Annotated in this window: 24 protein-coding genes; 10 read left to right on the plus strand and 14 right to left on the minus strand. The window is 38.3% G+C overall.

The window, feature by feature from the left end; translation table 11 throughout:
- Window positions 1-10 precede the first annotated feature (10 nt).
- From GD597_RS20325 to GD597_RS20350, 6 genes are all read right to left on the minus strand, one after another.
- A complete protein-coding gene (locus tag GD597_RS20325) occupies window positions 11-607 on the minus strand; it encodes a mobile mystery protein B (protein WP_171609752.1) in 597 nt (198 codons plus the stop codon).
- Entirely contained in the window at window positions 598-1,056 is a 459-nt protein-coding gene (locus GD597_RS20330) for a mobile mystery protein A (RefSeq protein WP_171609753.1), read from the minus strand. The genes GD597_RS20325 and GD597_RS20330 overlap by 10 nt, the downstream gene beginning before the upstream one ends.
- 277 nt (window positions 1,057-1,333) lie before the next feature.
- Window positions 1,334-3,589, minus strand: a complete 2,256-nt coding sequence (locus tag GD597_RS20335) for a DUF3987 domain-containing protein (RefSeq protein WP_171609754.1) — start codon at window positions 3,587-3,589, stop codon at window positions 1,334-1,336.
- 24 nt (window positions 3,590-3,613) lie between these two features.
- Window positions 3,614-3,919: a helix-turn-helix domain-containing protein gene (locus tag GD597_RS20340; protein ID WP_171609755.1), complete on the minus strand. Its 306-nt coding sequence runs from the start codon at window positions 3,917-3,919 to the stop codon at window positions 3,614-3,616.
- Window positions 3,920-4,019: 100 nt separating this feature from the next.
- The gene (locus tag GD597_RS20345; RefSeq protein WP_171609756.1) at window positions 4,020-5,072 is read right to left on the minus strand and encodes a DUF6617 family protein; all 1,053 of its coding nucleotides are present in this window, start codon (window positions 5,070-5,072) and stop codon (window positions 4,020-4,022) included.
- Complete coding sequence (locus GD597_RS20350; RefSeq protein WP_171609757.1) at window positions 5,072-6,292, minus strand: site-specific integrase; 1,221 nt, start codon at window positions 6,290-6,292, stop codon at window positions 5,072-5,074. Before GD597_RS20350 ends, GD597_RS20345 begins: the two co-directional genes overlap by 1 nt.
- Before the next feature lie 496 nt (window positions 6,293-6,788).
- On the opposite strand from GD597_RS20350, the gene GD597_RS20355 reads away from it, so the two are divergent.
- Entirely contained in the window at window positions 6,789-8,030 is a 1,242-nt protein-coding gene (locus GD597_RS20355) for a multidrug effflux MFS transporter (protein WP_171609758.1), read from the plus strand.
- Between the two features lie 99 nt (window positions 8,031-8,129).
- On the opposite strand, the gene GD597_RS20360 is transcribed toward GD597_RS20355, so the two are convergent.
- Window positions 8,130-9,458: a DEAD/DEAH box helicase gene (locus GD597_RS20360; protein ID WP_171609759.1), complete on the minus strand. Its 1,329-nt coding sequence runs from the start codon at window positions 9,456-9,458 to the stop codon at window positions 8,130-8,132.
- 260 nt (window positions 9,459-9,718) lie between these two features.
- Window positions 9,719-10,351, minus strand: coding sequence for a LolA family protein (locus tag GD597_RS20365; protein ID WP_171609760.1), 633 nt, complete (start codon window positions 10,349-10,351; stop codon window positions 9,719-9,721).
- A gap of 220 nt (window positions 10,352-10,571) precedes the next feature.
- On the opposite strand from GD597_RS20365, the gene GD597_RS20370 reads away from it, so the two are divergent.
- The 7 genes from GD597_RS20370 to bshC all read left to right on the plus strand — a co-directional run bounded on the left by GD597_RS20370 (window position 10,572) and on the right by bshC (window position 17,305).
- Window positions 10,572-11,396, plus strand: coding sequence for an outer membrane protein assembly factor BamD (locus GD597_RS20370; protein WP_171609761.1), 825 nt, complete (start codon window positions 10,572-10,574; stop codon window positions 11,394-11,396).
- Window positions 11,365-11,709 carry a DNA-directed RNA polymerase subunit omega gene (locus GD597_RS20375; RefSeq protein WP_171609762.1) on the plus strand — a complete coding sequence of 115 codons (345 nt, stop codon included), beginning with the start codon at window positions 11,365-11,367 and terminating at the stop codon, window positions 11,707-11,709. Before GD597_RS20370 ends, GD597_RS20375 begins: the two co-directional genes overlap by 32 nt.
- Window positions 11,710-12,120: 411 nt before the next feature.
- Window positions 12,121-13,317, plus strand: a complete 1,197-nt coding sequence (gene coaBC, locus GD597_RS20380) for a bifunctional phosphopantothenoylcysteine decarboxylase/phosphopantothenate--cysteine ligase CoaBC (RefSeq protein WP_171609763.1) — start codon at window positions 12,121-12,123, stop codon at window positions 13,315-13,317.
- Entirely contained in the window at window positions 13,310-14,236 is a 927-nt protein-coding gene (gene porD, locus GD597_RS20385) for a type IX secretion system protein PorD (protein ID WP_171609764.1), read from the plus strand. Before coaBC ends, porD begins: the two co-directional genes overlap by 8 nt.
- A 3-nt stretch (window positions 14,237-14,239) precedes the next feature.
- On the plus strand, window positions 14,240-14,590 hold the full coding sequence (locus tag GD597_RS20390; protein ID WP_171609765.1) for a DUF4296 domain-containing protein: 351 nt from the start codon (window positions 14,240-14,242) through the stop codon (window positions 14,588-14,590).
- Between the two features lie 67 nt (window positions 14,591-14,657).
- Window positions 14,658-15,359 carry a CoA transferase subunit A gene (locus tag GD597_RS20395; RefSeq protein WP_171609766.1) on the plus strand — a complete coding sequence of 234 codons (702 nt, stop codon included), beginning with the start codon at window positions 14,658-14,660 and terminating at the stop codon, window positions 15,357-15,359.
- A gap of 344 nt (window positions 15,360-15,703) precedes the next feature.
- On the plus strand, window positions 15,704-17,305 hold the full coding sequence (bshC, locus tag GD597_RS20400) for a bacillithiol biosynthesis cysteine-adding enzyme BshC (protein WP_171609767.1): 1,602 nt from the start codon (window positions 15,704-15,706) through the stop codon (window positions 17,303-17,305).
- A 72-nt stretch (window positions 17,306-17,377) separates the two neighbouring features.
- Here bshC and GD597_RS20405 read toward each other — a convergent pair whose 3' ends face one another.
- Both GD597_RS20405 and GD597_RS20410 read right to left on the minus strand, forming a co-directional pair.
- Entirely contained in the window at window positions 17,378-19,771 is a 2,394-nt protein-coding gene (locus tag GD597_RS20405; RefSeq protein WP_171609768.1) for a M1 family metallopeptidase, read from the minus strand.
- A 231-nt stretch (window positions 19,772-20,002) separates the two neighbouring features.
- Complete coding sequence (locus GD597_RS20410) at window positions 20,003-20,593, minus strand: HupE/UreJ family protein (protein WP_171609769.1); 591 nt, start codon at window positions 20,591-20,593, stop codon at window positions 20,003-20,005.
- Between the two features lie 118 nt (window positions 20,594-20,711).
- On the opposite strand from GD597_RS20410, the gene GD597_RS20415 reads away from it, so the two are divergent.
- Window positions 20,712-21,203 carry a DUF6702 family protein gene (locus tag GD597_RS20415; RefSeq protein WP_171609770.1) on the plus strand — a complete coding sequence of 164 codons (492 nt, stop codon included), beginning with the start codon at window positions 20,712-20,714 and terminating at the stop codon, window positions 21,201-21,203.
- Here the strand turns inward: GD597_RS20415 and GD597_RS20420 are convergent.
- Window positions 21,189-22,490 (minus strand): hemolysin family protein, encoded by a 1,302-nt coding sequence (locus tag GD597_RS20420; protein WP_171609771.1) that lies wholly within the window; start codon window positions 22,488-22,490, stop codon window positions 21,189-21,191. The two genes, GD597_RS20415 and GD597_RS20420, sit on opposite strands and share 15 nt — an antisense overlap.
- 119 nt (window positions 22,491-22,609) lie before the next feature.
- Here GD597_RS20420 and GD597_RS20425 point away from each other — a divergent pair, with 119 nt between their 5' ends.
- Entirely contained in the window at window positions 22,610-22,759 is a 150-nt protein-coding gene (locus GD597_RS20425; RefSeq protein ID WP_171609772.1) for a hypothetical protein, read from the plus strand.
- 106 nt (window positions 22,760-22,865) lie between these two features.
- On the opposite strand, the gene GD597_RS20430 is transcribed toward GD597_RS20425, so the two are convergent.
- From GD597_RS20430 to GD597_RS20440, 3 genes are all read right to left on the minus strand, one after another.
- Window positions 22,866-23,276 (minus strand): hypothetical protein, encoded by a 411-nt coding sequence (locus tag GD597_RS20430; RefSeq protein ID WP_171609773.1) that lies wholly within the window; start codon window positions 23,274-23,276, stop codon window positions 22,866-22,868.
- A gap of 378 nt (window positions 23,277-23,654) precedes the next feature.
- Window positions 23,655-24,674: a DUF7638 domain-containing protein gene (locus tag GD597_RS20435; RefSeq protein ID WP_171609774.1), complete on the minus strand. Its 1,020-nt coding sequence runs from the start codon at window positions 24,672-24,674 to the stop codon at window positions 23,655-23,657.
- A 293-nt stretch (window positions 24,675-24,967) separates the two neighbouring features.
- The gene (locus tag GD597_RS20440) at window positions 24,968-25,456 is read right to left on the minus strand and encodes a hypothetical protein (RefSeq protein ID WP_171609775.1); all 489 of its coding nucleotides are present in this window, start codon (window positions 25,454-25,456) and stop codon (window positions 24,968-24,970) included.
- Between the last annotated feature and the right edge of the window lie 209 nt (window positions 25,457-25,665).

Genomic DNA, 25,665 nt, shown 5'->3' on the forward strand with positions numbered 1-25,665 from the left:
ATTTTATTGTTTATGCTCTTGCAAAATTTATTAATGGTTGAATATCTCCTTTGTCTGCTGCTTTTATTGCATTAAGATAATCCATTCTGCTATTTCCCTGCTTTACCAGATTGGCTGCACCCCAAGTATAAACCGGTTGCTTAAATATTTTCTCAATCACAATATCGGCCATTAACCGGCTATGCCGCCCATTGCCATTTGGGAAACAATGAATGCTTACCAACCGGTGTTTGAAACGGATGGTTAGTTCATCGGGGCTGTACGTGTTATTGGCATACCAAAACTTACTATCGTCGAGCAAGTTTCTCAGGTCGGTTGGTATCTGCCATTTATCTACCCCAATGTTTTTATTTGTTTTACGAAACTCACCAGCCCATGCCCAAACATTATTATACATACGCTTGTGCAATCCACGTATAAAACCTTCCGTAAAAACAGCCTCTGCTTTAAAGGAACGGTTCAGTGACCACAACACAGCCTGTTCTATATTCTGTTGCTCAAACTCATCCAACTCGCCACGGGTTGCAATTGTTTTTATAAGCAAGCCTTCTTTTTCATCTTCATCCAGCGGTGTTTGCCCATCTATATAATCAAGGTCTAATCCCATAAGGTTTTAGGCATTTCGTTTTTAATGATGGTTGCCCTTTCTTCAATTGCTTTTTCAATACGCTGTTTTGAGTTTTCCTGGTCTTCCAGTTTCATGCTGTTGGAAGTACGCTGCACAATCTGCTTAGCCAGTTCTGTTGCTTTGCGGTCTATCAATGCCTCCAAACTACCATCGTTTGGCACAAAGCCATATATCAATTGCATATCGAGGGCCCTTGCCGCCTCCCGTAATGCCTTTAAGGAAATGGAGCCGTCTTTTTCCCGGCGTTCAATATCCTGCACACTTTGTTTGGTAATAGATAGCTTTTTCCCCAATTGCAACATACTCATACCAATAGCGTTACGAATGGCTTTTATCCATCCGGTTGGTGGGGGCGCTACCTTTTGTAAACTAGCGAAAGCCAGCATTTTGCTATTAAGCTGTTGTATCTGTAATGATTTTTTGCTCATGATAGTAAAGTTATACTTTGACTAAACAAAAACAAATGTAAGAATATAATATGACAAACAAAGGAAAGAAGTAAGGCTTTGAGCTTACTTTAATATACAAGCTGTATGAAGATAGTTTGACTATGAAGGTGAGTAAGTGAGGAAATGAGGATTTGGGCATTTCGATAGACTCTATGTGAAAGTATGTCTCGATCCTTGAAGGTAAAGCGGAAATTGATAGGTAATAGTTGACGGAGGATAGAAAATAAAGGCAGTTATTCCTTATATCCTCAAATCCTCAACCTGTTGGTTGATTTGGAAGCTGTGAAGTTGGGTACATATAACAATCATGGGATGGGGTTTGAATGATTTCTGCAGTTACAAATTCTTTGATGTAGCGTTGCGCTGTTTTATCTGGGATGCCGAGTTTTAACCCAATGGCCACATAAGTTTGGCGGTTGAAGTTTTTTGGCAGGCTTTCCAGGAATTGTTCTTTACGGTTTTTTGGTTTTGCCTGATGTGCTTCCTGTGCAATTTGATTGTACACATAGCTGCTGTGTTTGATAAGAACAGCTATCATTTTAAGGGTATTATCGAAATCAATATCGCTGCAAGTAAGTGTTGCTGGAATATCGCCATCCTCCATCATTCTTAGTGCTGAAAAAATCATCATTATACGGAAGGCTATTAAGCCTAATCGGCGTACGGATGCAATGTAATCTTCCTGATGTATGGTGTAGTAATACACCTGTATTTGCTGGAAGTATTGGTTGAATTGGGCTTGCTGATTGGGTGTAAGTGTAAACTGGATTTCGGGTGAGGACTGGAGGGTTTGGTATAGGCTATAGAACTGATTGCCGAGTTTCCCAAAGTGTACATCTAATCCTTCCTCGGTCTTAGAAGCAAATACATCTTTCCAAACCAGCTTCATATTCATTACATAGAACATAAATCTGCTGAACAGACCATTTTCTGCATTGGGTATGAGTGTATTTATTTGGCGTGGGGTGCCTGATAGCATTACTGATAAACAAGGGCGTTTTATTTCTACATATTCTTTATCCGTACGGCGATAAAATGAATGTGGCTCATGCTGGAAGGCATTGCGAAAACCATCACTGTAATCGCCATAATCGGACTTGAAAGATTTAGAGAGCGTATCGGCTTCGGTTTCAAAAATGATGCCTCTTGCATCACTATCATTCAATAGTTCAAAGAAGCCGGTTGAACTGTTATTGGCCGGAATGAACAGCATTTTTTGAGGTGGCTTCTCGGGCTTTTCAATGGTGCTGTCTTTGCCTTTATTGGCGTTGTAATCGAGCATTTCTGCATCGAACTGCTTCTTTAATAATTTAGCCTGGTCTCTTAAAGCATTGTGAATTGGCTCTACCAACTTCCTGCAATGGATTAAAATGCCTTTGCCACCTGAAGCTTTTGCAGAAATGAAAATAAACAGGTTGGTGTTTACCGGGTTGTCTCCATACTTACCAACTATTTTGGGCAAGGCTACACTTAACGTAACCAATGATCCTAATAACAAAATATCTCTTTCTTCCTTAGTGGTTGCTACGTTTGTAATTTGTTGCAAATAATCCGGGATAGTGTTAAAAATATCATCCGGTAGGGTTGGCATTTGTATTTCCTCTTGTTGTTCGTCATTGAGCGCTGCTATTGCTTTGGATTGAAACTTTTTATGTTCGCCCAAGTGGTGTTTGTAGGCGCTGGTTACGGCAGCTTTAATTTCTCCTTCAGATAGGTCAAAATGCTGTGTACATAGAACTGCAGTATCGGATTGTGATAAACCAACCCGATTACAATTAGAAGCCAATAGATACAAATAGTTATTACGATTTCCGTTATCATAACTTAATTTTTGATTAGTGAAAAGAATTTGTTGTTGAAATATGAAAGCTGTGTTTAAGTCTTCCGCTTCGGTATCTTCTGATGATGTAATTGGGGCAACCGGCGGAACATTAACTGGGGTTACTGGTGCCGCGGTATCCGGCAGGTCCACAATGAACTTTCTATTTTCAATGTTTTTATACAATTGCGGATGGTGGCTGACAAAGCAAAGCCTGGTAACATCTTTGCAGCTTGGGTCTGCTTTTAATCTTATTGCATCTTCGTAATGCTTCTGCACCTGTAGATAGGCAATGTCGTGGTGTTCAATTTCCGTATTTACCTCAATGAACACTTTGAGCCCATTGCCGCTGGGGCTGATAAAGCATAAGAAGGTGTAAGGGATTTCGGCAATTACTTTGTAAGCTGCTTCCAACTGGTCAGGCGTGAGCTTGTCAAAATCAAGATGCACAAAGCCGCTGTACATTGTAAGGAAAGGCATTTGCCTTTTCTCGCTGAATACAGCGGACGGAGTGAAGGCTAACAATTTCTTTTTCTTATTGCCCGCTTCTTCTGTTTTGCCATCGGCATTCAGTTGGCGAATTTCTTCTACCTCTGCTTTGTACTTATCGGATGCAATATCTTTAGCTATTAGTAAGAGTGATTTATTTTCTACCGGAATAGTAAAGTTTTTAAATATTGTTGCTGTTGCCATTTTAGCGTTTCTTTTTTGAGGGAATTATTTTTTGCGTTTTTGGCTGGCCAGTTCCTGGTTAACCTGTTCGGCAATTTCATCTTTGGTTGACTGGCGGTTACGCTGCAACCAATTATCTAATTCATCTCTTTTAAAGAACAGCTTTTTGCCTTCCGGGCAGAAGTGGGGAATGCGTCTTGTACTTGTGAGTTTGTACAAGTGCGAAGGACTTGCATCGATGTGTTTACAGGCTTCGTTGAAGTTCAACACATTTTTTTGCAGCCTGTTTTGCTCATCCAGCTTATCTGCTATAAGGGAGAGCTTGTCGAGAATTAATGTTTCGTTTAGCATCTTAAAATATTTTTATTTTGAGTGCAAGAAACTTCGACTTAAAAACAAAAAGGTTGAGGTATTGATACCTCAACCTTTTAACTCAATGAACTCAACCTTTTTATTTGAGTTTGGCTATTATTTCAGTGATTTCGTCTTCATTTTTGTAATTGGCCAATTTACTAGAGAACAATAATTGTGAGCTAATAATGGTGTCATTTTTTGACTTAAATAAGCTAGAATTGCCAACTGTTGAAAACGTTAGATTGTGAAAGTGCAATTTTAGTTTTTCCAGTATAAATCTGAATTGAGTTGTTTCACAACCAATATGAATTACAGGAGTATTTGGTACGATATTTTTTGAAATAAGCAAATTGGATAAATCTTCAGCTTTTGAAAATGTCCTATCTACCAATTGAATTTGATTGGTTAATTCAATGATAACTTTTTTCAGTCTGGCTTCATCGCCTTTGTAGCCGAAAGTTAATTTTTTGGGTTTGGATTTGGATTGAGTTTGCTCGATGGGATCAGGTAACATAAAGTGAATTTCCTGCATTGTACTGAGTGGTTGCTCCAACTCTAACAAGTGAAAATCCTCCGGGGTGAAAATTTGTTCCAGATGTTCTTCATTAATTGCCTGGATGCTAAGAAATAAAACAGTTAAGTTGTGTTTTAAATATTGTAGTGTGAAAGGTACAAGGCTATTGCTTTTATCGGATTTTTCCTCAAATCCTCTGTCCTCAATTTCCTCAATGGTTTGTTTGAGGAGCGTTTTAATGCTGGATAAAAGAATGTTTGTATTGTAAATAATGTCTATTTGATTGTCAAGGGTTTCTGAATAAGCTTTAAAACGGTTGAAAACACGTTTTGCTTCTAACCCAATAACCTGGCTATAGTATTTGCTCAGTGTATCGTTAAAAGCTGGCAGGTCTGTGAAATAATAGGGCTCCAGTAAAACCATATTTTTATCGGCCGGCTGCTGGTTTAACCAGGCAATTAAATCTGCTTTGCCCTGCAACAAAGTTTTTAATTGTTGCACAAGCTCAAATTCTGTTATAGCAATTTTTGAACCGGCATGTTTAAGATTTTCTGCAAACAGCTTTGTACTGCCGGCATCTATAAGCCACGGTTTTAAACTGCCAAACAGGATGTTATTGAAAATTTTTATTTCCATTACAATTTGGTTAAAAGGTTAGTGTACTCCAATTTCACATCATCGGTAAAACTGTCCAAATAATTTTCGGTAACTGCTACCGAACTATGGCCCAGTGATTCTTTAATAAACTCGGTTGAAACACCTTTTCTTTTCATTACGGTCGAGAATGAGTGCCTGGCTGCGTACGTGCCTACCTTTTGCTCTATTTTCAGATCGAGCCGTATTAACTCCATCCTTTTATTTACCCATTTAATGAAGCGCTGACACCGGTGCTTTACCGTGATTGGTTTTAGACCAGGTTCAAGTACGGGGAACAAGTAAGGATTGCTGCTATCCTTGTTTCTCCATTTCTTTATGATGGTTAATGCTCTTGGATGCAAGCCCACACGGATTGGACGTAAATCTTTTTTCTTTGTGTTCTTCGTTTTTGCTCTAATAAAATGCAGGTAGTCCCCTTCAATATTTGCAGGCTTTAACTCTATAATATCGGCAAAATTGATACCGCTACATAGGTAGGATAAAATCCAAAAATCTAAGGCTTTTTTTTCATCCTCTTTCTTTGGTTTGTGTTTTAGCAGCTTTTTAAGATCATTTGCCGTAAGTGCTTTTTTTACATTTCTTCCAGATGGGATTTCATACTTTTTAAAAGGATAACGTTCCTGGGGAAATACCCCTGCGGCAATTGCCTGGTTAATGATGGCTCTTAATTGCCTTACATAAATACTAATGGTAGTATTGGATTTATCATCTTTTAGTAAATGAGCTTCATAGTTTTCTAAAAGCGTTGGAGTAATATCTTGCAAATGCAAGCCTGTTTTGAATCCATTGATTGAATTAATAGTTGTTCTGTACCCAATGGCGGTGCCAACACTGCCTTTGGTGTGAAGTGTTGTAATGTAATCATCGAACCAGTGTTGTAAAGAAGTATTTTTTCTAGTTACCGTATTACTGAAATATGCTTCCTCAAAAGCTACAAATGAGAACGGGTCAATCTGCTCAATTATTTTTTCGGCTTTGATGCGTTTAGCATCAAGGTTGTTTTTGATGTCTTTTAATTCCTTATCTCTGAGATTAGAACTGTTGATTTTTTCCCACTCGGAAACTGTTGCATGGCAGTTTGTAGTATATCGTTTTTTAGATGGGTTGCAATACACCACCATTTTAATTAAACACTTGCCTTCATTGTTAGGTTTCGTCTTTTCGAGATAGAAACTAACGGTTACTTTTTGCTCAGTCATGATAAGATAATTTAGTAAATGCGACCAAAAATGCGACCATAAAGATACTAAATAATACTAAACAATGTAGCAACAAAGGAAAACAAAAGAAAAATAATTATTGATAATCAATTAATTATGAAACAAATGAAAACAAAGGAAGGCAGGAAATGAGGGTAAACTCGGACTTACAAGCAGAGGGTCGGCGGTTCGATCCCGTCAACTCCCACACAATAAAAACAAGGGTTTCAAGCAATTGAAACCCTTGTTTATTTTTTGCCATCCCCCAATACTTAAACGATAGGCCACAAGATTAATTGATATTTTAGGTTAATGGTTTTTACGCTTTATTCGCTCAATGGTATTTTTATGCAACTCGATTGACTGTATTTGTCCGCCCATTTTTGAGTTGAATAGGCTACAGCAGTAATCATAGAAAATAAAATCAACCTGCTTTATTTATTGCCCGCTTATATAAAGCATCTATTTTTACGGCTTACCACTACTGCCTATTAATATGAATGCAAACAACAGAACCATTATAATTCTGATATTAGGTTTTTTATCGGCCATTGCCCCTTTTTCTATTGATATGTATTTGCCCGGTTTTCCTGCCATTGCAAAAGACCTGAATACCTCTATAGAAACTGTTTCTTATTCTTTATCCAGTTTTTTTATTGGGGTTTGCATTGGCCAGGTATTATGCGGTCCATTATTAGACAGGTATGGAAGAAAAAGACCTTTATATACAGGCATGGTATTATATGTGCTGGCTACCATTGGCTGTGTATTTACCCAATCTGTGCAATTGCTAATAGTATTACGTTTTTTACAGGCGGTTGGCGGTTGTGTAAGTATGGTAGCGCCCCGGGCCATTATAAGGGATTTGTTCCCGGTACAAGAAAGTGCTAAAATATTTTCTTACATGATTCTTATTTTGGGTGTATCGCCCATAATTGCACCTACGGCCGGCAGCTATATGGTTACCCATTATGGCTGGCACAGTATTTTTATTTTATTAACTATTTTGGGCGTTTTGCTTATTATTGCGGTGGTAGCCGGCTTACCCGAAAGCAAACAACCAGATCCGGATTATTCTTTACAACCTGCTACAATTTTGGCCAGTTTTAGGATTGTTTTACAGCAACCGCAGTTTTTTACTTATGCTATAACGGGTGCCATTTCCTCTGCCGGTTTATTTGCTTACCTGGCAGGCTCGCCTTATGTTTTTATGGAATATTTTGGCACCAGCGAGCAGGCCTATGGTGGCATATTTGCTTTAATTGCCGCAGGTTTAATAACCAGCAGCCAGCTTAATAATTGGTTATTGAAAAAATATAGCAGTCAGCAAATTGTACAGTTAACATTAACCATTCAAACTTTAGCAGGCATGTTTCTTTTTGCGGCTACTGCCTTGGGTTGGCTAAATTTGTATAGCACTATCGGGTTGATTTTTATTTACCTCAGTTGTCAGGGATTTAATTTTCCCAATTCATCGGCATTGTCTATGGCACCTTTTACCAGGCATGCAGGTAGTGCATCTGCTTTAATGGGCGCTATACAAATGGGAATGGGGGCGCTGGCATCTGCTGCTGTGGGTTTATTTACCCCACATAATGCCATGCCTTTAACGGGTATTATGGCTTCCTGTGTTGTATTGGCATGGATACTTTTATTTTTTAGCAGCCGTAAAATTGGGTTTGCTGCTAAAAATGTTGATATAGAAGAACAGGCACTTGATTTAATTGAAAAGTATTAAGGCAGTTTATTTGCACAATACTGCGTTGCAGTACAAGAGTGCGACGCAACGGATGCTGAATGCATCATCAACTGCCGGGTACATAAAAATAATGGCCACTTATTTCTTTTGCCCTCTTTTATAGGGTTTGCCATACTTTTTCATCATCTTATCTTTTCTGGAGACTTTTACATTGCTCTTGCTGTTTTTAGCCGATTTTTCGTGAAATGCCGGTCCGGCCTCTGATTTTTTAGGCGGCTTTACCAACATGGTCTTCATGTACACTTTGGGCTGTTCGTCCTCGGTTAACTCAGTTGATATGGCAAGGTTGGCAGGCAATGCGGCCATGGGCACCTGGTATTTCATCAGGCTTTCAATATTTGCCAGTAAAGGCATTTCTTTTTCGGTAATAAAAGTGATGGAGATACCTTTTTTATCTGCCCTGCCGGTACGGCCAATGCGGTGTATATAATTCTCCGGTACATCGGGTGTATCAAAGTTTATAACATGACTTACCTTGGCTATATCTATACCTCTTGCCACAATATCTGTGGCTATAATAAAGCGGTAATTACCTTCCTGAAATTGCTTTACGGTATTAAAACGGTGATTTTGTTCTTTATTGGAATGTATAACCCCACAATTGCCGGGATATTTGGTTTCCAGTTGTTCGTACAGCTGGTCGGCCAGCGCCTTAGTGGCGGCAAATACCAATACTTTGGTCATGGAAGCATCTTCGCTTAGCAGCAATTCCAGCAAATTAACCTTTGTATAAAAATTAGGTACTGCATAACCGGTTTGAATAATGTTCTCTAAAGGCGTGCCTGTTGGGGCGGCTTCCACTCTAATGGGGTCGTTAAAATATACGTCTATCAGGGCTTCTACATCCCCGGTAATTGTGGCAGAAAACATTAGGTTTTGCCTTTTCGGTGGCAATAAATCAAGGATGTTTTTTAATTGGGTACGAAAACCCAGATTCAACATTTCGTCTACCTCATCAATTACCAGTTTTTTTATCGATTTAGTTTTAAAAGCGCCACTCATGGCCAAATCGTATAGTCTGCCAGGGGTGGCTACCAATATATCAACCCCTTTTTCCAGTTCAATTTTCTGGGTATTAATATTTACCCCGCCATATACGCCCGTAACAATCAGGCTCATATAGGGGGTTAAGTCTTTTACTGCTTTTACAACCTGTGCCACCAGTTCCCTTGTAGGCACTACAATAAGTATCTGGGGGTCTTTTTGTTTGGTAAATTTCCATTGTCTTATACAGGGCAACAGGTAGGCAAAGGTTTTACCGGTACCTGTTTGTGCAATACCACATACATCCCTGCCCGACATAACAATTGGAAAAACCCTGTGTTGAATGGTGGTAGGATGCTTATAACCCAACTCGTCTAAAGCGGTAAGTAAAGGCCTGTTTAAGTTTAATTCTTCAAAAGTCATAAGTATATAATAAGTCGCAAGTTAGTTGTTAATTGGCAGCCCTGTTGGTTTACATCTATAGCCATGCCTATCAAATGATGCAATGGCTGCGCAGATTTTGTTTTTTATGTACCCGGCAATTCAATACTATTGGTCATCCGTTGCGTCGCACTCTTGTACGTTTATAACCTTAGGCAGCTTTTTTAGAGCCCAAAAGCATTACAAACCTGTAAGCATAAAAAAAGCCCCGTAAAGGGCTTTGCGTATAAATAGTAATTATTTTATTGGTTAACCACTTCTACACCCGGATGTTTAGCCGCATCAAACATAAATTTGGTGTCGGGTATAACAACATTGGTAACAATATTGGATAAGGTAAAACCAATGGTGTTATCGCTTTTATCCACCACATTGGCTTTTGCAATAAGGCTTTTGGCTTTATCAATAAAAATGGTAACCTGTTTAAAGTTTTTACGTTTGTCCGTGGGTATCATTAATATCTCATGAAAACTGCCTTTGCTGGAAACCAGTTTATAGGTAAAATCCTGATCGTAAAAATTGGTAAGTAGTTTTTGCGGAGAAAGCGTTTTATTGTCCTCATTGTCTACATCGGCAACGGTTACTTCATCCTCGCCATTAAAATTCCACACTTTGGCACCATTACAAAAAATTTCGGTAGTGCCTTGTTTTATATAGTATTTCTGTCCTTTTATACTAATCAGGCCTTTAACCGATCCTTTGGCTACATTATTTCTGTCTTTGGTGGTGTAAGAAAAATTGGCATTTACACCCTTTAATGTCTTTAGTTTGTTGCTAACACCATCCAATACTTTTTTAGCGTTTGGATCGTTTTGGGCATTAATTACACCAGAAAAGCCCAATAATACCAATAAGAATAAATAAATTTTTTTCATTTTTTTTATTTTGGGATTGCAAAAATAGACTAATAACAGTCTGTTTCATTGTTTTAATTTACATTCAAAACATGTTTCTTTTTACCATAAATCAATTTTGCTGCCCTAAATGGCAAAACAGGCGTGTAAAAGCCTTTTTATAATTTAATTAACTGCATTATCTGCTTTTGCAATTTTCTATGCTATAATTTGCCGCAATTACATAACTTTGCACACTTTTATGAAAATTTTCTTACAGATTGTTTTGGTGTCGTTACTCTTTGCTTCCTGCACTTCTAAGTTAGGTAAAGTGCTGAAAAGTAAGGATAATGAGTATAAACTCAAAATGGCCGAGCAGTTGTATGTTCAAAAAAAATACAACCAGGCCCAACAGGTTTTTGAAGATATTATGCCTTTTTATAAAGGGTCAGATAAGTACGAGGATATGTTTTATAAATATACCTACTGTGCCTATAACCAAAAGGATTTTGTAAATGCCGAGAGCTTATTTAAAACATTTACAGAAAATTTTCCTAACAGCACAAAGGTAGAAGAGTGCGATTATATGCGTTGCTACTGTTATTTTAAACAGTCGCCCAAAGTAGATCTGGATCAAACCCCTACATCAAAAACAATATCATTGATGCAGGCATTTGTAAATACACATCCGGAGTCGTCAAGGGTAAAAGATGCAACCGATATCATTGATCAATGCCGCAAAAAACTGGAGCTGAAAGAATTTAAAAGTGCCCAGTTATATTACGATTTGGGCCGGTTTAAATCAGCTGCTGTTGCTTTTGCTGCTTTAAATGAAGATTATCCCGACTCTGACAAAAGCGATGAATATAAGCTGGCTTCAGTAAAAGCCTATTATAAATATGCCGAAGAAAGTATACTGGACAAACAAACCGAACGTTTTGAAAAGGTAATTGCAGAATGTAGAGAATTTAACGACAGGTTTGCAGACAGTAAGCTGATTGGCGAGATTAAAAATTTTCAATCATTATCAGAAACAAGTATTAAAAAATTGCAAAATGAACAAATTAAGGAAACACCTAAGCGGTAATACCAGCAACGTAATTGAAGCTAAACACCTTGCTGAAATAAAAGCACCTACGGGCAACCTTTATGCTTCTATTGCTGTAATTGCCAAAAGGGCAAACCAGATAAATATTTCTTTAAAAGAAGAATTGCATAACAAACTGGAAGAGTTTGCAACACATACCGATAGCCTGGAAGAAATTCATGAAAACAAAGAACAAATAGAAATTTCAAGGGCCTACGAAAAAATGCCCAATCCATCCATACTTGCCACACAGGAGTTTATGGAAAACAAAATTTACTACCGTAATAACAACGAAGACGATCTTTTCAGATAGTTGTTACTCATCTAATATGTAAAGGCGACAGTACCCACTGCCGCTTTTTGTTTTTTTATGAGCCCGGCACAGGAACAGGAATTAAACTTTACTTGCGTCGCACTCTTTTACTGCAGCATATCCATTGGCTGTTAGCTAATAACTAATGGCTACCTGCTAAAAGCTTATTCAGGTTCAGAAAGCACAAGTGTGCGACGCAAGTAAAGCCACATTAAGTACAACTGCCCGGCTAATAATTTCCGAATTGTAAGTAACATATATTCAAATCGTATGTAGTGCATATTTGCCTGTAAAGAAATTAACTTTATACTATAAGCCAATTTCTGGTAAATGCCTACTTTAGAGGCAGTTTATAAAAGGCGAAACTTTATTGTTAACAGATAGAAACCTATTTTAAATTAGTATTTACTTATGCTAAAAGGCAAAAAAATATTATTGGGAATAACGGGTAGCATTGCTGCATATAAATCTATTTTATTGCTTAGGCTATTGGTAAAAGCCGGTGCCGAAGTAAAAATAATAATGACAGAAAGTGCCAGGAATTTTGTTTCGCCGCTGGTGCTATCTACCTTATCTGGCAATAAAGTGCTGGAAGGCCTTTTTGAGGAAGATACCTGGGCAAACCATGTAATGCTGGGCCGTTGGGCCGATGTTATGCTTATTGCCCCTTTAAGTTGCAATACCCTGTCTAAAATGGCCAATGGCCAATGCGATAGTTTATTACTGGCCGTGTATTTATCTGCCACCTGCCCGGTGGTAGTATCGCCTGCAATGGATGAAGATATGTGGCATCATGCCGCTACAAAAAGAAATATTGCCTTGCTGGAATCATATGGAAATACCATCATCCCTGTAGAAAACGGAGAGCTGGCAAGCGGTTTAATTGGCGAGGGCCGTATGGCAGAACCAGAAACTATTGTGGAGTATCTCATTACCCATTTTTTCAGGGGTACGGCTTTAAATGGCAAAAAAGTATTAATTACTGCGGGCCCTACATACGAGGCAATAGATCCTGTACGTTTTATAGGCAATCACTCTTCTGGTAAAATGGGTTTTGCGCTGGCAGAAGCCTTTTATTTGCAGGGCGCAAAAGTTTGTCTGGTTACCGGGCCTACTGCCCAAAGCATACAATATAAGGGCATAGAGCTGATAGCCGTTACTGATGCAGCAGCTATGTACAATAATTGCATGTCCCGGTTTACAAGTTGCGATATTGCCGTAATGAGTGCAGCAGTGGCCGACTATACGCCAACAGTAGTTGCAGATGAAAAAATAAAAAAAGCGGGTGAAGCCATTGTGATAGAACTAACCAAAACAAAAGATATTCTAAAAGCAATGGGCGCAGTAAAACGTGATAATCAGTTATTGGTAGGTTTTGCATTGGAAACCAATAACGAAAATGCATATGCTATTGGCAAACTGGAATCAAAAAACGCCGATATGATTGTATTAAATTCGCTTCGGGATGCAAATGCAGGTTTTGGTTTTGATACCAATAAGGTTACCATATTTGATAGAAATGGAAATAACTATCCAATAGCACTGGCATCAAAAAAAGATATTGCCGGCGAAATTATTCATCTAATTATTAATAAAATACATGGGTAAGAAATATTCGGTTTTGCTTATTTTGCTTGGCAGCTTATTGTACAATAATGCTAATGCACAAGAGTTACAGGCAAAAGTTACCGTACTCTCACAACAAATAGGAAGTACAGTAAATAAGAATGTATTTACCACTTTGCAAACCCAGCTTACCAATTTTCTCAATAGCAGAAAATGGACAAAAGATGTATTTCAACCACAGGAAAAACTACAATGCAATTTCCTTTTAAACCTGCAAAGCGTAACGGATGATAATATTTATAAGGCAGCGCTAACTGTGCAGGTAGGAAGGCCGGTATATAATGCCTCTTACCAAAGTCCATTGGTTAACTATCAGGATGTAGATCTTACTTTTAAATACCAGGAATTTCAGCCAATAGAATTTAATGAAAGCCGTGTAAGTGGCTCAGAGCCATTGGTAGGTAATTTAACAGCCGTATTTGCTTATTATGTTTATATAATATTGGGTCTTGACTATGATTCATTTAGTGCAAAGGGTGGGGAAGAATATTTTAAAAAGGCACAAAATATTGTAACCAATGCACCGGAAGACAAAAGCATTACCGGATGGAAAATTTTTGATGGGGTACGTAATCGTTACTGGTTAGCCAATAATTTAAATAATACCAAATTCAACCAGCTGCACGATATCTTCTATGGCTATTATCGTACCGGATTGGATATGCTGTACAGCGATCAGGCAACTGCAAGAATTAATGTATTAAATGTATTAAATCAATGGCAGGATTTTAACCAGGAAAACCCCAATACCATGATCCTGCAATTCTTTTTGCAGGGGCGTAGCGATGAAATTATTGGGATATTTAAAAAGGCCGATCCCTCCACAAAATCCAAAGCCATAGAAGCCCTCTCAAAAATTGATATCAGTAACTCAGCAAAATACAGGGCCGAATTAAAATAAATTATGAAACCATTTATCCTCCTGCTTGCTATTATAAGTTTTGCTGCCTGCTCTTCCGATAATGATATACCCGGAGATATTATTGGCATAGATAAAATGAAAGTGATTATGTGGGATATGATCCGTGCCGGAGAAATGGCGCAAAATAATTTTACTACCGATACCGCAAAAATGGCAAAACGTTCTAAAGAGCTTTTTTTACAGGTGTTTGCCATTCACAACATCACCAAAGACGAATTTTACAATAGCTACCATTATTATGAATCCCACCCCGATAAAAATAAAATACTACTCGATTCTGTAAGTAATTATTCCAATCGCAGGCGTATGGACATGTTTAACAGGCTACAATAAATAGCTGCATTTGGTTGTCAACTCATTCGCATAACTAAGGTAATTTTGTTATTCTAACCTCTCACATATGAATAAAGTATTTGCCAATGCCGCAGCAGCCATTTTTGATGTAAGGGATAATAATACCATTATGCTTGGCGGTTTTGGGCTATGTGGCATTCCCGAAAACTGTATAAATGCGCTGGTAGAAAAAAAAGTTAGCGGTTTAACCTGTATCAGTAATAATGCCGGGGTAGACGATTTTGGCCTCGGACTGCTATTACATACCCGGCAAATAAAAAAAATGATGAGCAGCTATGTTGGCGAAAATGCCGAATTTGAGCGGCAACTGCTCTCCGGAGAACTGGAGGTAGAGCTGATACCGCAAGGCACTTTAGCTACACGAATACAAATGGCCGGCATGGGTATTCCCGCATTTTATACCCCGGCCGGTTACGGTACCGAAATAGCCCAGGGCAAAGAAGTAAAAGCATTTAATGGCAAAATGCACTTAATGGAGTATGCTATGCATGCCGATTTTGCCATGGTAAAAGCATGGAAAGGTGATACATTGGGCAACCTGCAGTTTCGTAAAACAACACGCAATTTTTCTACCTCAATGGCTAAAGCCGGCACCATTACCATTGCCGAAGTAGAAGAACTGGTAGCCCCCGGCGAATTAGATGCCGATGCCATACATGTGGCTGGCGTATATGTACACCGCATTTTTCAGGGAACCAATTACCAAAAAAGAATTGAACGCAAAACCGTTAACCTAAACGCCAAATAGGCTTTTGGCAATAGTGTAATGTTTGGTCAGGCAAAAAACTATAGATTAAGCTTTGCTTGCGTCGCACGCTTGTACTTTCGGCGCTTTACGCAGCTGTTTTTAAAATAGGTAGTTACTTTATGAATTAAAAGCATAAGCCGCCTCCGGTTAACCTGTTGCATTGCAGCCAACATGTACATTTGTAAAGTTTGTAAATAGCCATCACCAACAGACATGCCGAAAATAAAGCAGTAAAACCAGGCATTGCTGCTTTCGAAATGTGAAAGTTTGTTGAATGGTTGTATATACAACAAAGATTCGTTATAACTTGCCAACACATAATTTTACCCTGCTAATACTATTTCATGGAATCTAATTGTACGCATGTATCATATGAACAAACGGGATATTTTTCAAAACTGGCAACAGATTATATTAGCGGTGCCCCGGCATTACAGCCATTTTACCAGCATCAGGTAAATATTAAAGGTATTCAGGATGCTATTACTGCCAGGCAACAATTCCCCCAACAAAGGGATGTATTGGTAAAAGCTTTGGAAACGCAATATCACCCAATTGATATTAACCCCAAAGTGGCAGAAAATATTCAACATTTACGCAGCGCCAACACGTTCACCATTACCACAGCACACCAACCCAATATATTTACAGGCCCTCTTTTTTTTATGTATAAAATTTTGCATGCTATAAAACTGGCTGCAGCATTATCCGCACAAATGCCTCATTATCATTTTGTGCCGGTATATTATATGGGTAGCGAAGATGCCGATTTAGATGAGTTGGGCAGTATACAAATTGATGGCATCACTTATCGCTGGCAAACCAACCAAACCGGTGCTGTTGGCCGTATGCAGGTAGATAAATCTTTTATTAGCCTTATAGATGCCATGCAGGGCCAATTGGGCGTATTGCCATTTGGCAACGAAATTATTGAACTGTTTCGCAAAGTGTATCAGCCGGGCACCACCATTCAACAAGCCACATTGGCATTGGTTAATGCATTATTTGGCGCCTATGGCTTATTGGTTATTATTCCCGATAACCCTGAACTGAAACAGTTATTTCATAGTGTGGTTGAAAAAGAACTAACCACCCGCTTTTCCAATAAGGCGGTAAGCCCTACCCTGGAAAAACTGGATGCCTTGTATAAAGTGCAGGCAGCAGGCAGGGAACTGAATTTGTTTTACCTCATCAACAATAAAAGAGAGCGTATAGAGATTGTAGATAACCAGTTTGTAATTGCAGCATTAGCGCTAAGCTTTTCACAGGAAACTATATTGCAGGAACTGCAGGAGCATCCGGAACGTTTTAGCGCCAATGTGATTTTAAGAGGTGTTTTTCAGGAAACGATTTTACCCAATATTGCTTTTATTGGCGGTGGAGGCGAACTTGCTTATTGGCTGGAATTAAAAGCTGTTTTTGAAGCAGTGGCTGTGCCTTATCCGGTGCTTATTTTAAGAAATTCCTTTTTGTATATACCACAAAAATGGCAAAATAAAATAAACGCGCTGTCACTTGCTACAACAGATATTTTTAAACCGGAATTTGAGATAATGAATCAAATTGTGGCAGCGCAATCAACCAATACCATTTCCCTGCAGCAGGAAATGGCGCAAATTAAAATGGTGTACAATCAGCTACACCAACTTGCCGGAAAGGTGGATAAAACCCTGGAACAGCATGTGCTGGCCTTATATACCAAAACCGAAAAGCATTTAGCGCAACTGCAAAAGAAAATGCTGCGGGCTGAAAAAAGAAAATTTGCAACAGAACAAGATCAGGTGCAAAAAATAAAAACCGCATTATTCCCGGGCAATAGCTTGCAGGAGAGAGTAGAAAATATAGCAGGCCTGTATGCCCGCTATGGCCCACAATTTATAGCCATGTGCAATCAACATTCCCTTGCAATGGAACAGCAGTTTACGGTAGTTGACTTTGAAGATTGATGTGTATACTATAGTTGATTATATAAAAAAAGAGCTCCGGAATAACCGAAGCTCTTTTTTTATGCGTTGATGCTATTTGTTTTTATTCGCATTCTGCATAGGGTTTAAACCCTGCGATTGCCCACGTGCAGCCTGTTTGGTTTTAAACAAATTGAAATTGCTAACAGTTTCAATTTTTGGCCATTTGTTATTGTTAAGGTCTATATCTGCTGTTTCTCTTAGCGGGTCAAGCAGAATAGATGCTACTTCTTTATCTTTTAAAAATACCTTGGTTATATTTTTTTCGTTCTTGCGCCATATTTGAGCTGGAATTCTGTCTACTTCTTTGGTGCCATCAGTAAATGTAAATTCTACTATAACCGGCATAACCAAACCACCTTTATTAGAGAAGGAAATCTCGTACAGGAATTTGTTGGCATATTTTTGTTTGGTGGCATCATCCAATGTTTCCAATGGGGTTGGCGTTAATTTGAATGTAGTTGCTGAATCATACTTTTCAAGGCCACGGTCATATCTCCAGTAAAAATCCCTTAAACTAGTATCAACATCTGTTAAAAACTGTATGCCCTTATCTTCCCTGTTTCTAATTTTAGAAATATCATCAAAACTGTTTACAGCGGGTTTGTCAATATTTCTTGAGCCATCAGCATTTTGTCTGCCCATACCAAATGGCATCATTGGTTTTACAACTCCATTAATATCCAGTTTGGCTGCTTTTACACTGTCAACAGCAATATCGCAGGCATCAATGCTATAGAACCAGCCTCTCCAAAACCAATCCAAATCCTCGCCACTGGCATCTTCCATTGTGCGGAATAAATCTGCCGGCGTAGGGTGTTTAAAAGCCCAGCGTTGCGCATAGGTTTTAAAGGCATAATCAAACATTTCACGGCCCATTACGGTTTCACGTAAAATATTTAAACCCGTTGCCGGTTTTGAATAGGCATTTGGACCAAACTGAATAATATTCTCGCTATTGGTCATAATAGGCTCTAATTGGTCCTTAGGCATCTTCATATAATCAACAATAGTAAATGCCGGTCCGCGGCGGGAAGGGAATTTGTTATCCCAAAGTTCCTCAGCCAGGTATTCACAAAAAGTATTTAAACCTTCATCCATCCATGTCCATTGTCTTTCATCGCTGTTTACAATCATGGGGAAGAAGTTATGGCCAACCTCGTGTATAATTACACCCAGCATACCATTTTTGGTGGCTTCGCTATAAGTGCCATCCTTTTCAGTTCTTCCAAAGTTGAAACAAATCATGGGGTACTCCATACCATTACTGGCTTCTACGCTTTGCGCTACAGGGTAAGGATAAGGAATAGTAAACTTAGAATAGGATTTTATGGTATGTGCTACGGCTTTAGTAGAATATTTGCTATATAAACCATATGCTTCTTTACCATAAAAACTCATACACATTACTTTTTTACCCTCAACCAAAGCAGGCATGGCATCCCAAATAAATTTGCGTGATGATGTCCAGGCAAAGTCGCGTACCATATTGGCTTTAAATACCCATGTTTTGGTAGCGGTACTTTTTTGGGTTTCTGCTTTTTTAGCTTCATCCAAAGTAAATATTTGTAAAGGTTCTTTGGCAGTTTGTGCTTTTTGCCAGCGGGCAAAATGGGTAGCATCCAATACCTGTGCATAGTTTTGACATTCACCTGTACCACCTACTACATGGTCTGCAGGTACCGTCATTTGTACTTTAAAGTTGCCAAAAGTTAATGCAAACTCGCCGCTACCGGTAAACTGGTGATTTTGCCAGCCCTGAAAATCGCTGTACACGCATAGGCGCGGATACCATTGAGACATGGTAAAAAGATAGTTGCCATCCTCAGGAAAAAATTCAAATCCACCACGGCTGCTTTGGAATTTACCACCACGGTCGGGTATTTTATAATTCCAGTCCAGGTTAAAAATAAATTGCTGGCCTGGTTTTAAGGCAGCCGGCAACTCAACCCGCATCATGGTTTTGTTAACGGTATATTTTAGTGCTTTGCCGGTGGCATCAGTAAGTTTGGTAATGATATCGCCATAGCCATTATCTGTTTTTTGCTCCTCCATATTATCCAGCGTGCTAATATTTACATTGGTACTAAGCGACGAGCTGGTTTGGTAGCCGGCATTGTTAACGGTGCTATGCTGGTTTTCATCCAGCTGTAACCATAAATAGGTTAACACATCGGGTGAGTTGTTAATGTAGGTTACGGTTTCGCTACCTTTTAATTTCAGGTTTACTTCATCCAGCGTACACTTAATGTCGTAATCGCATCTTTGTTGCCAGTATTTGGGGCCTGGTGCACCGCTGGCGGTTCTGTATTCGTTGGGCGTAGGCAAAATAGTACCCAATTGCTCAAACTTGTTGCCGTGATTAGCGCCCGGGTTGTTTTGTATGTTTTGCGCCTGGGCCATACAAAACAAGCCTAATGCTGTAAGGGAAAAAAGCAGTTTTCTCATGTGTATATGTGTTTAATACTAAAAAAATATGCAATGTTGTTTACTAAAAGTGCTATGTTATTTACATGCAATGTTGAACCCGAAACCTGTACTGCAGAATAGCTATTAGCCATTGGCTGTTAGCTAATAGCTAAAGGCTAACAGCTAAAAGCTGCACACAGCGTTGCCGTACAAGTGAGTGACACAACGATGCCTAATGCCTGAACTGCAGCCCAATAAACAAAAAAACGGCTACGGGTATACATCCGGTATACGCTGCAAGGCCATTTCTAGGGCCAGGGCTGCAATACCGCCGCTTACAAATACTAGATAACTGGTTCTGTTTATTTTAAGCAAACTAACTATTAAATAAGATATAAGCAAAACCCCACTAACAATTATTAGCTGGCCAACTTCTAAACCCACATTAAAGCTAAGCAATTGCCATACAATAGTTTGGTCTTTACCCAGCATGTTTTTTAATAAGGTGCTAAAACCCAGCCCATGTATTAATCCAAAAAACAAAGCAAAGAAATAAATGGTAGGGTATTTGGCGTTAAACCTGAAATCCTTTACAAAGCAGTTATTAATGGCGGTAATTAAAATGGTAATGGCAATACACAACTCAGTAAAGGGTTGCGAAAAGCGAATAATATCCAACGTGCTTAATGCCAGGGTAACAGAATGGCCAATGGTAAAAGCGGTAACAAGTATCAGTAGCTTTTTCCAGTCGGTATAAATATAGCGTAAACAAAGTGCGGCAATAAATAGTATATGATCTATTCCTGAAAGGTCTGTGATATGTTCAATGCCCATTGGAAAGAAAATACTAAAATCACTCATGTGCTGCAGCTATTGGTGGCCAGATAATTATAAGCACTAAAATAAGATTTTAACGCTTAATTGATGAAAGCCTACAAATTAAACTGCACTTTTGTGCCAGTAAAATAAAGTTAGCTAAATGGCAAATATGTTGTACCAATGGCTGTTGATAGCCTGCACAGGAATGTTTCACCCGTTTTTTGTGTCTATGACGGATGTGAATTATAACAATAAAGAAAAATCGCTGGAAATAAGCGTACGCATTTTTACCGATGATTTTGAAAATACCATTCGCAAAAACCATCCCGAAACAAAAATTGATATACTGCACCCTGCCAATGCCCAGCAAATGAATGGGTTTGTAAAAGAATACCTGCAACAACACCTGCAACTAATGGTAAATGGAAGGCGGGTAACCCTTGCATATGTGGGTTATGAGCAGCAAAGCGAAAGCATTTGGACCTATTTTGAAGTAGATAATATTGCTGCCGTACAAAAAATTAGTGTAGAGAATACTATTTTGCACGATTACAGTGACAAGCAAATAAACCTGATGCACCTAAAAGTAAACAGCAATGAACAAAGCGATAAGCTGGATTATCCTAAAAGCAGTGCCTTATTCGTCTTCTAATTGTTTGCGCAGCTCTTCTGGAATTTGTATCAGCAGTTTATCAATACGGTGATTATCCATATCAATTATTTCAAACTCAAAGCCGCGCCATTTCATTTTATCTCCGGTGGCGGGTATGCGTTCCAGGTGGTGTAGTATAAAACCGGCCAGTGTATCAAACTCTTCCTGTTCACCTTCGTCAATCCATTCTGTTTTATCAAAATAGCGCAGAAAATCATAATAGGGTAGTTGGGCATCAATCAGGTAGCTGCCATCATCCCGTTTTATAATTTCATAATCCTCTTCGTGTGGTTCCGAAATATCGCCCACAATAGCTTCCAAAATATCGTTTAAGGTAATAATGCCCTGTAAGGTACCATACTCATCCACAATAAATGCATAATGTGTTTTGGTAAGTTTAAACTTCTCTAATAAATGGTAGGCCGTATTATTTTCTGGTACATAGGTGGCGGCCCGCATAAGGTCCTTCAACTGGGTTTCTTTGCTGGCCCTAAAAATATCTTTTAGGGTAATTACGCCTTTTACATGGTCTACATCCTTATCGCAAACGGGGTATACGGAGTGGATATTATCATCGGCAGTGGTTTTAATATCTGCCACGGTACTGTTCATATCCAGCCAAACAATATCGCTACGGTGTGTCATTAGCGAGGTAATATTTCTATCGCCCAGGTGAAACACCCTTTCTATAATTTCCTGTTCGGTTTCTTCAATAGTGCCTTGTTCGGTGCCCTCGCTTATAATGGCTTTAATTTCTTCTTCTGTAACCTGGTTATCGTTGCCTTTTAGCTTAAAAAGTTGTACTATAATATTGCTCGATTTGGTAAGCAACCAAATAAATGGGTAGGTAAGCCTGGTAACCATACGCATAGGCGCTGCCAAACTTTTGGCAATACCTTCGGGGTTATTCAACCCAATGCGTTTAGGCACCAACTCGCCCAATACCAGCGAAAAATAAGTAATTAAAATTACCACTACGGTAGTGGCAATGGCCCCGCTGTATGGTTCTAATATGGCAAAACCACTAAAATAAGTGGCCAGTTCCCTGGTAAGGGTATCGCCGGAAAAAATACCGTTTAAAATACCGATAAGCGTAATACCAATTTGGGTGGTAGAAATAAATTTTTCGGGGTGTGTAGCCAGTTCAAGGGCTTCTTTAGCTTTGGCATCGCCTTTGTTTGCCTGGGCTTCTAATCTTGCTTTTCTTGCCGAGACCAATGCTATTTCTGCCATAGCAAAAACACCATTTAATAAAATCAGGGCGAAAATGATCAATATCTCTGTCATAATTATGTGTGCAAATCTAAAGAATATGCAACAAAGCAGCCATATTGTGTTGTTAAGCTTAAAAAATGGGTTGTATACAGCCATTATGGGCCCGGCACAATAGCAGAAAGCAGCTTTACTTGCGTCGCACTCTTGTGCGTTTGGATGGTGTACGCAGCTTTACCGAAGTGAAGATTAAAGCGAAAGCTGTTGGCGGGGACGGCAGCAGGGAAAGGCGAAAATTCTTTGTTGGTCAGGCGACCAACAAAGGCGAAGCCATAATTTTATAAACATACTGTTACCTGCTGGCGTTCCTTTTCGCATAGATTACCTTTTATCTTTCGTCAAGTTGCTAAGATTTTGATTCAGTTTATTTCAGACAGTTCTTTTTACATGTTAAGAAATCCTTTCATTTTCCTTCAAGTCTCTTCTGTCATAATAAAAAACAGTGTCAGTATTGAAAGAAAGAGTTTTTGCAGCAATAATAAAGTCGTTTTTGTAATCGTCCGCTTTGAATATAAACAATTCGTAGCCTTGTTCAATTTCAAACTTTTGATTTAAATCTTTTTCATTGTCAGGCAGCGAAAAAACTACACGTTCAGTGTCTGAATGCCAACCACCGAAAACTCCCGAAACAAAAAACACGTCATCAAATATTATTTCCAGCTTGTGATAATATGTTAAGTCCGTACTGCCTGCAATTGTCAACCTACAACCGTCGTAACTAATTACGTGAAAGTCAAACGACTTTTCCTTCCGAATTTCTCGGTCAATTTGTGTTACTATATCCTTAATTTTTTCGGTCATTACGGTCTTTTACGCTTTCAGGTAACTCAAAAATAACCGAACTAAATAGCCTTTCCAAAAAAAATGCGTTATTGATAAACAATGCTTTTATAGTGCGTTTTTTAAAATAGATGGTGCGTTAATTTTTTTACTATTTAATATTCTGCTTCTTCCAAAAGGCATCTAAGAGGCTTATACTATTTACGAAAGTGGTTTGGGATGGGATAAGTACCCAACGCTGCTATGGCTTGGGTGAATACTTGCGGCAGAATGAGGAAGACGGCAGCAGGGAAAAAAACGTTTGCTGCTGATTGTTGCTGTGCCTGCCCGAACCGAAGTTTATTAGCGATTTACCGCCGATTGTTTTTCCTTCAGCCCTGCTTTTGCAAGATACCCGTGTTAGCTGTTGTTTTTTTCATCTATGGGTTTCGGAACTGTAATTGTAGGCAATTCTTCACCCATTTCTTTTGCTAATATGTAATGTGACCAATTTTGAATTTCTTGTTCACCGTAAATTATCATTCTTACTTCAATATCTTTTGTGTCCATGTCACCCACATAAATTTTTTGATGGTCAGGTACATTTTCGTAAGCGACTCTCAATTGTTCTTTATTTTCCAGTGTTGGATTCTTTAAATATTTTTCATGTGCTTGCCTACAGATTTCTATTGTGGTAGGCTCGCCTTTTAACTGTCTTTGAATATCTTTTATTTCTAAAAGTTTGTCTTGAATGTTTGCATTATAAAACATTTTTTTAATTGAAAATTCTCCAAGGCCATAAATATAAACAGTGGAGCCAATTGGAATTTCGGTTACTAAATTATTCTCAATTATAAGTTTTTCAAATTCTTCAATACTCAAATCAATCGGATTTTCAAGTCGTGAAAGCTGCAATGTGCCGTCAGCAAAAAGGTTGACTTTTATTAAATGAAAATTAGCAGTTGTCTTATAGAATAAGTTTATACTTTGGCCATTTACTTTTTCCGAGAAAAAACTATTAGGCGTCTTTTTTTTCTCTTTATAAATTATCCCACCCCCGTTTTCGCCAACTGTGATGCCATTTACTTTTTTCTCTTTATACTTGAAGATGTTTTCCAAACTTGGGTTGAGTTCTTTAATTAAACGTTGTACATAGTCAATAAATGTCTTTTTATTAAATAACCAACTTCCATTTTCAATTGTCCAACTACCTAAACCGTGAATTGAAATGTCATTATTGTCCGGAATGTTTAAGACAACCCATCCTCGTTGCACATCTTTCTTAAAATGTTCGAAATCCTCAAAGTTCCAGCAGTGAACTCGACCATTTTCATAAACGTCTAAGTCCACAAAAAAGTAATTAATATTATGAATAATTGCAGGAATTGAAAACCCTTCGATTATTTGCTTTCTATAGACTTTTGTCGAAGGCTTAATCATGTTACTAGTATTTCGTTTGAATAAGTTGAACTTCATGATATAGTTCCGTTAAAATAACATCCAATTCAAAAATAACCGAACTAAATACCCTTTCCAAAAAAAATGTGTTATTGATAACCCATGCTTTTATAGTTCGTTTTTTAAAATAGATGGTGCGTTTATTTTTTTACCATTTAATATTCCCTTTCTTCCAAAAGGTATAAAAGGGGCTTATACTATTTACCAATGGTGGTTTGGGGTGGCATTCGTACCGAACGAAAAAAATAAATTGCAATTATCAAGTTCAAAAGTTGTCAACCAAACAATCGTTTCAATTTGTCTATAAAAGTTGCCTTACTTTTTGGGAATACATTCAATTCGTTAAATGGGTCAAAGTCATCTTCAAGTCCTTCTTCAATAATACGTTTTGTCTTGTATATTTTGCCTTCTTTGTCTACCAAATATGGAAAGCAATAAATTGTCGTTCTATAAATGGTTGGGTCTGGAAATTTGAAATCAATTTTTGCTTCAACAAAGAAGTCTTTGTCAAAACCATTTACTAAAAGTTCTTTGTCAATTATTGTTTTTAAAGTCTTAGCATTAACTGTCAAAGGATGCAAGTTTAATTGTTCAGGATAAAAAGTTGCGTCCATAACATTTAAAGACGCTTCTTTCAAACTCAATCGTCTTGCTGCTTTTAATAACCAATCACCCATATATCCACAATTCCAATAGCGTTCTGTCCCAAAAAAGCTTCGTGTGATATTATGAGGAATTCCGTTTAAGTTTCTTCGTCTCGGCATATGGACAGTTTAAAGTGACGCCCAACTCAAAAATAGCCGAACTAAATAGCCTTTCCAAAAAAACTGCGTTATTGATACCCAATGCTTTTATAGTGCGTTTTTTAAAATAGATGGTGCGTTTATTTTTTTACCATTTAATATTCCCATTCTTCCAACAGGCATCAAAGGGGCTTAAACTATTTACCAATGGTGGTTTATGATGGTACAAG

Source organism: Limnovirga soli, assembly GCF_013106755.1.
GTDB classification, from domain to species: Bacteria; Bacteroidota; Bacteroidia; order Chitinophagales; family Chitinophagaceae; genus Limnovirga; species Limnovirga soli.